We start from the raw sequence: 13,201 nt of genomic DNA, 5'->3' as shown, positions 1-13,201 counted from the left end.
AAATCTACGATCTCTATAGCAACGTCAAGGAGAAGCGCGAGGTGTTGCAGATGTGGTCAAATCACATCGAATGGCTGATCAAGCAGGCTGCGGATGACGCTCTGGCGGCGTAGCTGCTGGCATGGGCGGAAGATGCGGCGCAACAATCGTCAGAGCCTCATCGAATTGGAGATCATGCTTGACCAGCAAATGCGCGGCCAATGCTTCGATGGCTGACCAGTGATCGAGTACTAGCCGGGCCGTGCGATCTTCGATCCGCCTCCAACGGGGGCGGCGCGGCATCAGGAACCGCAACTCACCATAGATTCGCTTGGCATCCGCGTAGTCGCTGCTCCCCTCATTCCCATCGGACGCATTCATCGCCATATCGCGCGGGTCCAGATAGCCTTCGAATGCGGATTCTGCAAAAGGACCTGCCAGACACGCAACTATCTCTTGGATCGCTTCATCGCGTTGGAAATGTCGATCCATATCGTTCTCGAAAATCGGCTTTAGCTCCGAGGTGAATCCTTGCGCTGAATAGAAAACCGTGCCTTCGACAAAACCACCGCACTCTCCGTCACCGGCGTCGGGGTAAATACTAACACTTGAGAAAGCAGGGAGTTCACGGTCGTCGTCGAACATCTGACGGTGCAAAACGATGGCGGCCACCGCGTGCCCGGCTTCGTGATGCGCCACAGACGGGAGAAGATATTGGGAGGCTACATTCATGCGGTGCGGCTCTCAGATCTAGTTTCCATCCAAGCCCTGATATCGGATTCAAGCCATGCGACTCGGCCGGGGGAGATGCGACGCCGCTTAGGGAACAGGCCTGCCTTCAGAGTCGCGCGGTCGCGCTCGAACTGCGTTCCACTGAAGTGCTTCAGGGTCTTTGCCGACTGGCCGGCGGCCCAGGCAAGTGCCCGCTCGCCTTCCACATCTTCAAGCCAAAGATAGAGATCGTCGTCGGGAGCATCCAGCGTTGGACGGACATCAAATGCGTTCATGTCCGGACAGCCTTCAGAAAGAAGGGATAGAGGCTTCCGTTTGATCGGGAACGCTTAGTGTTGGTAGCGGCGCCCACATGTTCGAAAAGCGTGATCATTGATGAGTTCTTCCAGTCGGTGCGGCATCGCAGTGCTTTTGCGCATAGGACCGCAATTGTCGTGCCAACTGGGAAAATCGTTTCGGAACAACGTGATCGCTCTGGCAGCGTTGTGTCAGATGTCCGACATCGTCGAGAATCCGACAACGAGTGCTCCTCCTAATCACCGGATCAACCTCCGGCGCCAGTCGGTGACACCGCATTCCTCTGTCTTTCCAGGAGACGGCGTGGACATCAATGCCGTTCCTCACCGAACCCGCCTCCTAGCCCTTCGCCCATACGTCACGGCCGCCCCCCGGTTTGGCTTCAACCTGAAGGATTACGGCGTCCTCTTCGCAGAGAAGATCGGGTTGTTCGTGGCGCGCGCAGCGGAGCCCAAGGAGCTTTTCTGGGTTGCGGATACTGGCATGTCGATATTACGACCGTGTGTCCTTCGACAAGCTTGGTGGCTTCTTCAACCAGAATCTCGCCGCGGAGATCGAATCGTTATCTGCGCCGCAAAGTGCGGCCGGTGAGCGGCGTGGCCCTGCGTTCCAGTTGGCCACGGTCCTCGCTGGGACGAGCAAGTAAATGGCTTGCGCAGCAACGGTGCGATCACACCTGGAGCACGGCGTCATCAGGAAAGCGCCATCCTTGTGCGCCCACGACACCCTGGTCGCCATCGGCCGCATCGCGGGGGGGGCACTGTGGGCGATAACCATTCATTGATCTGGGCGATTGAGGGTTCTGCCGGGGCGCTATTGCTGCTCGGTAGGGCTGCGGGCTGGCGAGTCTACCAAGGCGAGCAACGACAGGCGAGACGGCAGACATTACGTGACGGAACTTGATATTGCAGTGCAGCAAGCGTAGAGCACCGCGCGCTTATCGGAGTGTCGTCCATGGCCCTTACCAATGCTGGTAACGAGGCAGAACCTGTCGAACAATCGAGCCATTCTGAGGTCGAGCAGCACAGCACCAAGGCGCTGATGTTGGGCGCACTAGGTGTCGTTTATGGCGATATAGGCACCAGCCCGATCTATGCATTTCGCGAGGCGTTGCATGCATCAGCGGGTGGCAACGTCGCCAGCCGTGGCGACATCCTCGGCGTACTCTCGCTGATCATCTGGTCCCTGACGATCACCGTGACGATCAAATACATCATGTTCGTGCTCCGCGCCGACAATCGAGGCGAGGGCGGAGTGCTGTCGCTTATGGCGCTGGCGCGCAACAGTTTCCCGACCTGCTCTGCGGTGATCCTCGGCATCGGCATCGGCATCGGCATCGTCGGCGCGGCGCTTTTTTTTGGCGACGCCGTCATTACGCCGGCAATCTCGGTACTGTCGGCGGTCGAAGGTATGAATGTCGTCACGCCGACGTTCCAGCCCTATGTGGTGCCGCTGACACTGGCCATCCTGGCGATCGTGTTTGCGGTACAGCGGTTTGGCACCGGCGGCGTAGGATTGGTGTTCGGACCCGTTACCGCGCTGTGGTTCCTGGCCATCGGCCTTTCCGGGCTCAACCACATCATGGACGACCCGGAAATCCTGCTGGCAATCAGCCCGCATTACATCGTGTCGTTCCTGGTCAACTCGCCTGACGTCGCCTTCGTTACGGTTGGTGCAGTCTTCCTCGCCGTCACCGGAGCCGAGGCGCTCTACGCCGACCTCGGCCATTTCGGCCGCAAGCCGATCGTGCTCGCCTGGCTGGCGATCGTGTTCCCTTGTCTGTTGCTCAATTATGTCGGGCAAGGCGCCTTCGTGCTGGCAAATGGCGGCGTTGTCGGTCATCCGTTCTTCGAGATGAACCAGGGCTGGACGCTTATTCCGATGGTCGTGCTTGCCACGGCGGCGACCGTGATCGCCTGCCAGGCGGTGATCTCCGGCGCCTTTTCGCTGACCAGGCAAGCGGTACAGCTCAACATGCTGCCGCGTTTCGTCATCCAGCACACGTCGGAAAAACAGTCGGGCCAGATCTATCTGCCGCGCATCAACCTGATGCTGGCGCTGGTGGTGATGCTGCTGGTGGTCGGCTTCGGCGAATCCAGCCGGCTGGCCTCGGCCTACGGTATTTCGGTGACCGGCAATATGCTGGTGACGAACATACTGCTTTTTGTTGTGATGACGCGCATCTGGAAATGGCCGCTCGGCGTCGCGATAGCCTTAATGGCGGTGTTCGTCTTCATCGATACCGGCTTCTTTGCAGCTAACATCGTCAAGGTATTCGAAGGCGGCTGGGCCTCGCTTGCCATTGCCGCAGTGATCGTGATGACCATGTGGACTTGGATAAGAGGCAGCAGGTATCTATTTGACAAGACGCGCAGGAACCAGATTCCGCTCGATTTCCTTGCGGGCAATCTGTTGAAGAAGAAACCGCAGCTGGTGTCCGGTACGGCCGTGTTCCTGACCAGCGATCCCGCCAGTGCGCCGACCGCGTTGATGCACAGCCTGAAGCACTACAAGGCGCTGCACGAACAGAACGTCATCCTCTCTGTGGTGACGGCGCAGCAGCCCGTGGTGCCCGACAGCGAGCGGATCAAGATGGAAACGATCAATGAGCTGTTCATGCGGGTGACACTGACCTTCGGCTACATGGAACAGCCTAACATCCCGCGTGCGCTGGCGATCTGCCGCAAGCAGGGTTGGAAGTTCGACATCATGACGACGTCCTTCTTCCTGTCGCGTCGCTCGCTCAAGGCGTCACCCAACTCCGGCATGCCGGTGTGGCAGGACAAGCTGTTCATCGGCTTGGCGCGCACGGCCGCCGACGCGACGGAGTATTTCCAGATCCCGACCGGACGTGTGGTCGAGATCGGAACGCAAGTGGCCGTTTAGGTATGCCCGGTTAAGCAGAATCAATTGGCATTTCGCGAGCCGGTGAATGCCTGACCGGGCGGAGGCCACGATGCTTGCGCCAAACTGGGGTCCGGTTCCAGGCCTGAAGCTTCCGGCCCCGAAAGCCGTCCTTTACGCCTGCGATCATTTCCGTTCCGCATTGTCTTGCCGACCCACCAGTCGAGATGCGCTGAAACGACCTCGCCGGGCAGCAACTTATCATTTGAACCTAATCGATGTGCCGCAAGTCCGACCTTCATTCTTCAGTTCACAGGCTAGCGTTGCCAAAATCGGCGTGCCGCCTAACCGGCGCCGCACCGTGACCTGTCAGGATGCTATGCAGGCGCGAGGCAGAAGCTGGCTCGAGGCCGCCGGCCTGGTGCTGGTCCGGCAGCGGCCGGGCTCGGCCAAAGGCTTCATGTTCCTCTGGAGGATGAGACGGGTGCGGCAAACGTCGTCGTCTGGGTCAAGATCTCTCGAGAAATTCCGGCGCGTGCTTCTTGCTTCGGCCATGCTCGGCGTCCGCGGACGCATCCGACGGAAGAGGAGGTGGTGCACCTCGTCGCCCACGAGCTGACCGATCTGTCGGCCGGGCTGGCCAGCGTGGGAAACCGCAAGACGCCGTTTCCGTTGCCGCACGGCCGAGGGACGAGGCTCATCACGGCGGATCGGGCATCGATCCGCGCGGCATGCCGAAGGGGCGCGACATCGTCGATGCAGTATGACCATATCGACCCTATCAAGTTCAAGACGCGTAACTTCCGGTAGCGCTTCCGGAGGCCACTTCAGCAGCATGTTGTGCACACTTTTGTCGGACCCTGTTAACTGCCGATTGGCAGCAGGTCACCCCGTGCCGGATCCCAAATGTCGTCGCTCTCAAGCGCAACGACTGCCCGCACCCTTTTTAAGTCAGCGAGCACCTCCACCGCCGGACGCCGCCCCGTTTCCTGAGCCGCGGCGTAACGGGTGTATTTGTGACTGTCCGGCTCAAACCACTTCAACGATTCCAAAGTAGCCATGGCATCGCCCTTGCGGCTGCGCGTGATGCGAATGATCGTGATCCCATCCTAAGCGCTCGCGTCGAATGGAGACACGCTGCCAACGCTTCATCTGCTCTACCCCATCTTTGTTCCAAGGCGGTCGGATCATCTCAATGAGCCCTGCCTCGGGGTGGCCAAAGCATGCATATTTATCGTTCGGCCCCGCATCGAATTATCATCTGCGATGTGGGACTCGATCTTGGGTTGGCGACGGCTTCGCTCCGGGAGTAGACGTCGGACCACTGATAAGTGCCGGACCTTCTCCACAATTTCTCGGCGGACTCATCGTGAACGCTCGATTGGACGTAAATGCGGTTCGCGGAAACGCAGGTCTGGCCGGCATTGCGGAACTTCGCCTGGACCGCACCGTCAACAGCACCGTCAATGTCGGCATCATCGAAGATGATGAAAGGTGCATTGCCGCCGGTTTCAAGGCTGACCTTCTTGATCTGGTCAGAGCACTGACGCATCAGCAGCCGTCCGACCTCGTTCGAACCGGTAAAGCTGATCTTTGGAATTGGTGCAGAGTTCACGGCCCACGCGATCACCTTCGGACGCATAGATCAGGTTGACCACGCCATCGGGAAAGCCGGCCTGATGGCGAGAGCAAACATTGCACCTAGCCACGCCACGATAAGATCGAGCGCGGCTTCGTTGCGTGCGGGTCTGTGGTCAGTGGAGGGCGGAGGAAAAGCGCTCGGCGTGCTCGCCCTCGCGATACCACTGGTTCGCGCCGGCAAGCGCCAGTTTCTGAGGCAAATCGCCGAACAGCTGGTAGAGCCTTACTCTCAGGGCTTGGCATCTATGTCGCCTACGACCGCCACATGCAGCCCGTCGCGTGCGAAAGCGGCTTTGTGGAAGGCGCTTAGATCGGAGGGCGTTACGCTAGTCAGCCTCCCTTGGGCGGTCTCGAATACGGATGCGTGCGTAGATTCCGCGCCGCCAGGCCAGCTCGGCGATCGCATGAGGTTCGCGCTCATTGGCAATGATTTCGGAGAGAAGCTGGGCGCGTATGCGGTCGAAAAGTGCTGGTGTAGCCGGATGCGGGTCCCGCCGCCGAGAATGTCGGCCAGCAGTCGAGCGCCGCGGCCCCGCACCAGGGACCGCCCATGAATGACTCATGCGAGGCGTCTCAAGGCTGTCCGCGATCCAGCGCCAGATCTCCGCCTCGCCCGAGACGCGCAGAGCTGGCCGGTTGTGCAGGAGCCGTCGGCAATATCCGCCTTCCTCGTTCGGATGGGTAACGCTTGCGATACGGAGTCTTGACTTTGGCAGTCGCTCTGTGACATTACCTATATAAAGTTCGAAAGAAGGCGATATGGATCATGCATAGGTCACAGAGACCCGAATGAAGGCAACGTATAAACGCACCTATTCGCGCTACGCGATGGAAGCGCTTGGCCTTTTCGGTAAGACCATCCGGCTTGGCCGGATGCAGCACCGGTTAACCGCACAGGAGTTAGCCGAGAGAATCGGTGTTTCACGCAGCACCCTGCAGCGCATCGAGAAGGGCGATCCCAAAGTCGAAATCGGACTGATGTTCGAAGCTGCTGCCATTGTCGGTGTGAAGCTGTTCGATGCCGACGGCAATGGCATCACAGCCCTCACAGGCCGCATGGACGATCGCATCGCGCTGCTGCCGAAGCACGTCTACAAGGCCGGCAAGCAGATCGTCGATGAGTTCTAAGGTCCCCAAGTACGACGAAGCCTATGTCTGGGTCTGGCTGCCGGGCGAGACCGCGCCGGTTGTCGCCGGGCGGCTATATGCCCATGACGGACTCGTCAGCTTCAACTATGGCAGGAGCTTTCGTGAACTGGGAAGCGCGATCCCGCTTTATCTCCCGGAACTGCCCCTGAAGGCAGGCGAATTGCCTTTGCTTCCTGGCCTAACCATGCCGGGATGCATCCGCGATGCTGCCCCTGATGCCTGGGGACGACGGGTTATCCTAAACCGCAAATTCGGTGTGAAGGGCGATGAAATCGCGCGGCTCGATATTTCAGAACTGACGTTCTTGCTGGAATCAGGCTCGGACCGCATCGGCGCGCTCGATTTTCAGTTTTCGCCAATGCATTACGAGCCGCGCGCACTGGCCAATGCCACTCTCGAAGAGCTTGTCCAATCGGCGGAGCGGGTAGAGAAAGGTATTCCGCTCACCCCCGAATTAGATCAGGCGCTGCATCACGGCAGCTCGATCGGCGGCGCAAGGCCAAAGGCGCTGATCGAGGGTGACGCCGTCAAGCATGTCGCGAAATTTTCCTCGTCTGCCGACCTTTACAGCGTCGTCAAAGGAGAATTCATAGCCATGCGGCTTGCCGCCTTGTGCGGCATCAGAGCGGCATCCGTCTCGCTCGTTCGCGCCGCAGGCAACGACGTGTTGCTCGTCGAGCGATTCGACCGGATCAAGGTCACGGGCGGCTGGCAACGCAAATCCATGGTCTCAGCGCTGACGATGCTCGCGCTCGATGAGATGATGGCGCGTTACGCCAGCTACCAGGATTTGGCGGAGATCATTCGCCACCGATTCACCGCGCCGTCGGAAACTCTGCGCGAGTTGTTCAGCCGCATTGTCTTCAACATACTTTGCGGCAACACCGACGATCATGCCCGCAACCATGCGGCATTCTGGGACGGCGCTAAGCTCACCCTCACGCCTGCGTACGATATTTGTCCGCAGGCCCGCAGTGGCCAGGAGGCCAGCCAGGCCATGCTCATCAGCGGCAATAACCGCATGAGCCGGATAGCGTCCTGCCTTGAAGCGGCGCATCACTTCCTGCTCAGCGCGCCGGAAGCTCTTGCGATTGTTGAAGGCCAGCTCCGATGCATTGCGGAGAATTGGCCGCGTGTCAGCGAGGAAGCTACGCTATCCGGCACAGATCGCAATCTGTTCTGGGGCCGACAGTTCCTCAATCCCTACGCTTTTACGGCGCTGGAAGGAAGCGCCGACGTTCTCCGCGCTCTGGCTGACGAACTACGCAACAGTGTTCACGCCTGATCCGGCGCTGGATTTCGGACAAGCTCGGCAAGCGCAAGACGCCCACAATATCGACAACCCTTGCCGTGCCAGGACGAAGATTGAACAAACGGCTCTTCAACAGTGACAACGTGCACTGCGGAGAGATGTGGAGCTGACACCGCAAAAGCCCAAGACGCGCGACTTCCCGCGATACAACTCCACATAACTGAGCGTCTACAAGCGGTGCAGCCAGCCAAACATCCAGCCATCAAAGCGATGATCGTCTGATCTTTTGCCGATGACATCACGTCGGGGAAGCCTTGTTCGAGCGCTTGCCGCTTCATATCGATACCGGCCTGGGCGTAGCGCATCGTTAGTTCAGCCCGAGTGGCCTGGCCATCGACTGATGGTGGCGATGTCAACACCCGCCTTGACGAGGTGGATGGCCGTCGTGTCCCGCAAAGGGCGATGATGGATGCTTTTTTCCGCCATGGTGGTTCCTTCGCCCGCAGCCATGTGTGCGCAGCAAGTATGGAACACCGAACCGGGTGAGCAGTGTGGGGCGGTCGTTGCTTTGCTCGGCGGGACAGGGCGATACCAGACGAAGGTCACAATCGAAGATTCAGGATCCCTGAACTCGTGCATCCGTATTGAACATCAGCGAAAACAGAGCGTAATCCCGCTGTCCAGAAGGCGTGCGGCGGACGATACGCGCCAGGACGCTCTTGATTTCCGGGCTCATCGAGATATTCGACAGGTGCCACCCACGCGCCCTCTTGAAGGGAAGTGTCACCACCAGTTGCAGCGTATCCTAATATTCGGGGTGCTCCGAAATCAGGAACCGCGCAAAGGCATGCATCGCCGCCAGCCTTGCATTGCGGGTCGCAACTGCCACGCTCGACCTCAAGTGATGTGAGAAAGCTGCCCATCCTGTCGGTATTGATGTCGGAGACCGCTTCTTCTTTCAAGAATATCTTCCCGCTCTCCCGCGGCATGAGCCCGTGGCATGCTTCGGCCCAATGCTGTGGATTGATGTTTCTTCATGCCACAACCTCGCTGACGAGACCGCCGAAAGCCCCTTCAAAGCGGTCGGTGGCGATCTCTCGCAGCTTTGGAAGGTAGTGCATTGATTTTTCGTGGAATGGGGACCCTGTTTAAAGGGTGATTTTCGTCCAAACGGGACCCCTTAACGATGGGGTCATCAAGATGCCTCCGGCTTGATCGGAGGCATTTGTGTTTTGGATGTTGGTTTTAGAGACGATTGCAAAGATACGTCGGCTGTCGCTGGTCCAGGGGAAGTCGATCAAAGCGATCTGCCGTGAGCTGAAGATCTCGCGCAAGGTGGTGCGCAAGGTCCTGCGTTCTGAGGAGACGCAGTTCCGCTACGAGCGCAAGCACCAGCCCTATCCCCGCATGGGAGCTCGGCGTGAGACGCGGGACCGGCTGCTGTCGGCGAATGCGGCCAAGCCGCAGCGGGAGCGGCTGCCGGTCGCTTCGACGGCTTCCATTGCATTCCCCCGTCGGTGTCGAAGACCTGCACGGTGCGCTTCGACAACAACAAATACTCGGTGCTGTCGAGTGCCGTCGGTCGGCCCATCGAGATCCATGCTTATGTCGATCGGATCGCATCCGCCAGAGGATGGCGTGGTCGTGGGAGAACACGTTCGCTCCTTTGGCCGCAACGAGGTCGCCTACGATCCCTGGCACACGGCGCGCGCCGTTCCTTGGCTGGGTCGTGCGGTCGGCAATGGAGAAGGTGCGGCGCAGCTCAAGGCGGTTGATGACGTCGACCGGCAGATGGTGTTGATCCTCACCTGGGTGCTGACCGACGGATTGAGCGCGGTCGAGGCCGCCTGTCAGGAAGCCATCGAGCACGGTGCATCGTCGGCGCCGGTGATCCTCAACATCCTGGCCCGCAGCCGCGATCCGGCGCCGGGCACGATCCTTTCCATTCCCCAAGCGCTGAAGCTAGCTCACGAGCGGTCGCCGACTGCACCCGCTATGACAGTCTCAGGAGGACAAACAGCCATGGAACGCACCGAGGTACTGGAACTGATGGGAGCGCTGAAGCTCTACGGAATGCGCAGAGCCTATGACGAGATCATGGGCGCGTCGCCATCAAGCGACGGCACGAGCCGCCCAGGATTGTCGGTGATCTCTTGCAGGCCGAGATATCGGAGAAGCAGGCCCGCTCCATCAAATACCAGTTCGCTGTCGCCAAGTTGCCGCTGGCCAAGGACATCGACGACTTCGACTTCGCCGACACGCCGGTCACCCCCTGATGCGCGATCTCGCCCGGCCGCGCCTTCGTCGCCGATCAGCGCAACATCGTCCTGGTCGGCCGCCTTCACGGGTCACCCAACTCGCGCGGAAGGTCGACCGCATTGCGACGGGCGCGTGTCGACTTCCCAACAATGTCAGACAGGAGACGCAACGCTATCGGAGCGATCGCATTGCCCGAAACGATTTTCCCAGTTGGCACGACAATTGCGGTCCTATGCGCAAAAGCAAACTAGACCTGAGAGCCGCACCGCATGAATGTAGCCTCCCAATATCTGCCGCTTGTGGCGCATCACGAAGCCGGGCACGCGGTGGCCGCCATCGTTTTGCACCGTCAGACGTTCGACGACGACCGTGAACTCCCTGCTTTCTCAAGTGTTAGTATTTACCCCGACGTCGGTGACGGAGAGTGCGGTGGTGTTGTCGAAGGCGCGGGTTTTTATTCAGCGCAAGGATTCACCTCGAAGCGAAAGCCGATTTTCGAGGACGATATGGATCGATGTTTGGAACGCGATGATGCGATCCGGGAGATAGTTGCGTGTCTGGCAGGTCCTTTTGCAGAATCCGCATTCGAAGGCTATCTGGACCCGCGCGATATGGCGATGAATGCGTCCGATGGGAATGAGGGGAGCAGCGACTACGCGGATGCCAAGCGAATCTATGGTGAGTTGCGGTTCCTGATGCCGCGCCGCCCCGATTGGGGGCGGATCGAAGATTGCACGGCCCGGCTAGTACTCGATCACTGGTCGGCCATCGAAGCATTGGCCGCGCATTTGCTGGTCAAGCATGATCTCCAATTCGATGAGGCTCTGACGATTGTTGCGCCGCATCTTCCGCCCATGCCAGCAGCTACGCCGCCAGAGCGTCATCCGCAGCCTGCTTGATCAGCCATTCGATGTGATTTGACCACATCTGCAACACCTCGCGCTTCTCCTTGACGTTGCTATAGAGATTGTAGATTTCGCCAATGTCTGTCAAGGACGCCGCCTTGTGATTCAGTATGTGCTCGATGACGTGTGGCAATACCTGCCGCCTGCCGAGATTTGTCGCGAGCGTCCTGCGCAGATCGTGAAGGGTCCAGTTCTCCAAAGCCACCCCGTCAGTATTGACCTTGCCGTCTAGAGCCTTCTTGCCCTTCGCGTAGCCTGAGAAGTGGCTTCTTTCGTTGCCCCTCGCAGGGAAAAAAACGTGTCATTGGTCTTCGGTACCGTCTGGGGGACCGACACCGCCAGTGTGGACAGCGGAATAAGCGTAGGCTCTTCGTTCTTCGTGCGGTCACCCGATAGTTCCATGTTCCGGCTTCAAGGTTGAGGACCAACGCATCGCGGCAACTTCCGTACGCCTCTGTCCGGTCAGAATGAGCAGCTTGACGATGGAGCCGAACGAATAGCCGATATCGCCCGGTTCGGGCTCACAGCCCGTTCATATAGCCGCCAGTTCGGCATCGTTCACCACTCGCTTGCGCTTGACGATCGGGGCCGGATCCGGATTTTCCAATCCCTCGCGGGGAAACCGCGGATGAGCCGTTGCGGCGGTTTGCGACACCAGTTGAAAAATGCCCGCATACACCAGAAGGCCGTGTTAGCCGCTTGCGGGTGACCCCCGGCGACGATCTTCTTGGTGATGTTAGCAATGTCGGTGTCGATCACATGGTGGATAGAGCGACTCCCGAGGGCAGGCACAAGATACCGGTTCAGGCTGGCCTCGACCAGTGCGGTGTTTTGAGGGTCGTTACTCGGCGGCCTGGAGGTGACCGCCATCGCCGTCCTCGGTATCGTCAGCGCTGATATGCGCCTGATCGGCAAGGAAGGCTGGCAGTTCCGATGGAGCTATGCTGGAATTTGGGTGACGAGGCTGATCAAGCGGCGCTCTGCGGCTTCGTTTCGATGACCTGGATTCCGTCCAGGAACCTGGCACCTGCGATGAGTTTCGGCAACTGATTTTGTCCTTTCAATCGTCGCCACTTCCTGGCCGCGGCCAACAGCTTGAAGACCATCAGCTGGGCGGTTTTCGAGGATAGCGAGCCCTTGGTACGCACCGTGCGATAGCGAACGGTTGCAAAGACGCTTTCGATGGGATTGGACGTTCGCAGATGATCCCAGTGTTGGGCGGGGAAATCGTAGAGCGCCAGCGACGCAATATGATCTTTCGTCAGGCAGTCGACCGCCTTGGCATACGCCTCGGCCTCCATCTCGATCGCATGCGCAAGCAATTTGCGCGCGCCGCTGCGAAGTACATCCGTCAGGGTATCATCGATTTCGTCGGGCTGACGAAGGCGAACAATGTGTTGATAGTCTCGTTCATGGCGTATCACTCTCCTTGAGAGGTACTGGCAGGCTTCATCACCCGCCTCGATACGCCGCTCTCCTCAAGCCGCCATCATCCAGTTTCCGCCATGGCTCCCCCTGATTGATCCGCTTCACCTGTGCAACTGCACAGGCTGCCCTAGCGGGGAGATTGGCCTCCAATGGCGAAAGCTTGCCGCAGGAGACCCTCCGATGACCGTGCCTATGGCGCCGCCGCTACGACAACTTGCCGACAAGCAGCGTGCGATCCACTGCCGCGCTACTGCGCCTTCAAGGGACGTCTGGATCGCGACGCAGGAGCCGATGACCGTTACGGGATCAATTCCAGGTCGCGCTGGCCGTCGCTGTGCCAGTTCGACGGTCTGGTGGCAATTTGGGCACATCTTCTGTCGCCGACAGTGGCGATGGCTGACGCTTCAACGAAACGGGGTCTTCGACGTCTGCTGCCTTCGCCGATGCTTTGCGAAGTGGCATAATGTTTCGACGCACGCAGGCGCGGGCAGGGGATGTCAGTCATGAATCTCCTGACTGGCGCGGATCAGGCCGATTGGCGGGATGAAAGATCATACGACTACACCGCTGGCCTGACGCTGCGGGAGTGGGCTTGGGAGTTCTTACGCCGCAATCCAGCGTTCCAGCGCGATCTGACCGCTGCGCGCCAGCATTGCAAGACTTGGTCTCTCCAATCCTTTCTCGATATGGTCGCGTCGGCCGGCGACCTGTCACG

The 13,201-nt window shown here is 59.4% G+C and carries 9 protein-coding genes and 6 pseudogenes; 8 read left to right on the top strand and 7 right to left on the bottom strand.

Going from position 1 to position 13,201, the window contains the following annotated elements:
* Positions 1-78: 78 nt before the first annotated feature.
* The gene (locus E5X34_RS27425; protein WP_063169290.1) at positions 79-711 is read right to left on the bottom strand and encodes a hypothetical protein; all 633 of its coding nucleotides are present in this window, start codon (positions 709-711) and stop codon (positions 79-81) included.
* Complete coding sequence (locus E5X34_RS27420; protein ID WP_063169289.1) at positions 708-986, bottom strand: AlpA family phage regulatory protein; 279 nt, start codon at positions 984-986, stop codon at positions 708-710. The genes E5X34_RS27425 and E5X34_RS27420 overlap by 4 nt, the downstream gene beginning before the upstream one ends.
* Before the next feature lie 976 nt (positions 987-1,962).
* Between E5X34_RS27420 and E5X34_RS27415 the strand changes: the two genes are divergently transcribed.
* Complete coding sequence (locus tag E5X34_RS27415; RefSeq protein ID WP_063169287.1) at positions 1,963-3,894, top strand: potassium transporter Kup; 1,932 nt, start codon at positions 1,963-1,965, stop codon at positions 3,892-3,894.
* 307 nt (positions 3,895-4,201) lie between these two features.
* A pseudogene (locus E5X34_RS27410) lies at positions 4,202-4,662 on the top strand (OB-fold nucleic acid binding domain-containing protein); the annotation flags it as partial.
* Positions 4,663-5,174: 512 nt separating this feature from the next.
* Here the strand turns inward: E5X34_RS27410 and E5X34_RS27405 are convergent.
* Positions 5,175-5,671: pseudogene (locus E5X34_RS27405) on the bottom strand (aldehyde dehydrogenase family protein); the annotation flags it as partial.
* Between the two features lie 611 nt (positions 5,672-6,282).
* On the opposite strand from E5X34_RS27405, the gene E5X34_RS27400 reads away from it, so the two are divergent.
* A complete protein-coding gene (locus E5X34_RS27400; RefSeq protein WP_063169282.1) occupies positions 6,283-6,621 on the top strand; it encodes a helix-turn-helix transcriptional regulator in 339 nt (112 codons plus the stop codon).
* Positions 6,611-7,927, top strand: coding sequence for a type II toxin-antitoxin system HipA family toxin (locus tag E5X34_RS27395; RefSeq protein ID WP_063169281.1), 1,317 nt, complete (start codon positions 6,611-6,613; stop codon positions 7,925-7,927). The genes E5X34_RS27400 and E5X34_RS27395 overlap by 11 nt, the downstream gene beginning before the upstream one ends.
* A gap of 569 nt (positions 7,928-8,496) precedes the next feature.
* Here the strand turns inward: E5X34_RS27395 and E5X34_RS27390 are convergent.
* On the bottom strand, positions 8,497-8,856 hold the full coding sequence (locus E5X34_RS27390) for a hypothetical protein (RefSeq protein WP_126066776.1): 360 nt from the start codon (positions 8,854-8,856) through the stop codon (positions 8,497-8,499).
* Positions 8,857-9,372: 516 nt separating this feature from the next.
* Here E5X34_RS27390 and E5X34_RS27385 point away from each other — a divergent pair.
* The 3 genes and pseudogenes from E5X34_RS27385 to E5X34_RS27375 all read left to right on the top strand — a co-directional run.
* A pseudogene (locus tag E5X34_RS27385) lies at positions 9,373-9,906 on the top strand (IS21 family transposase); the annotation flags it as partial.
* A gap of 10 nt (positions 9,907-9,916) precedes the next feature.
* A pseudogene (locus E5X34_RS27380) lies at positions 9,917-10,230 on the top strand (ATP-binding protein); the annotation flags it as partial.
* A 192-nt stretch (positions 10,231-10,422) separates the two neighbouring features.
* Positions 10,423-11,052, top strand: coding sequence for a hypothetical protein (locus E5X34_RS27375; RefSeq protein WP_095486042.1), 630 nt, complete (start codon positions 10,423-10,425; stop codon positions 11,050-11,052).
* On the opposite strand, the gene E5X34_RS27370 is transcribed toward E5X34_RS27375, so the two are convergent.
* The 3 genes and pseudogenes from E5X34_RS27370 to E5X34_RS27365 form a co-directional block, all read right to left on the bottom strand.
* Positions 11,018-11,146, bottom strand: a complete 129-nt coding sequence (locus tag E5X34_RS27370; RefSeq protein ID WP_135907184.1) for a hypothetical protein — start codon at positions 11,144-11,146, stop codon at positions 11,018-11,020. The two genes, E5X34_RS27375 and E5X34_RS27370, sit on opposite strands and share 35 nt — an antisense overlap.
* Before the next feature lie 3 nt (positions 11,147-11,149).
* Positions 11,150-11,263, bottom strand: a pseudogene (locus E5X34_RS32935) (hypothetical protein); the annotation flags it as partial.
* Between the two features lie 763 nt (positions 11,264-12,026).
* Positions 12,027-12,482, bottom strand: coding sequence for a transposase (locus E5X34_RS27365; RefSeq protein WP_256748481.1), 456 nt, complete (start codon positions 12,480-12,482; stop codon positions 12,027-12,029).
* 498 nt (positions 12,483-12,980) lie between these two features.
* Between E5X34_RS27365 and E5X34_RS32930 the strand changes: the two are divergent.
* Positions 12,981-13,160, top strand: a pseudogene (locus E5X34_RS32930) (DUF6499 domain-containing protein); the annotation flags it as partial.
* Positions 13,161-13,201: the final 41 nt, after the last annotated feature.

Origin of the sequence: Mesorhizobium sp. (assembly GCF_004963255.1) — a bacterium.
Taxonomy (GTDB): Bacteria; Pseudomonadota; Alphaproteobacteria; order Rhizobiales; family Rhizobiaceae; genus Mesorhizobium.
Note: the sequence above shows the minus strand (reverse complement) of the source record. Positions and strands in the feature narration are given on the sequence as shown.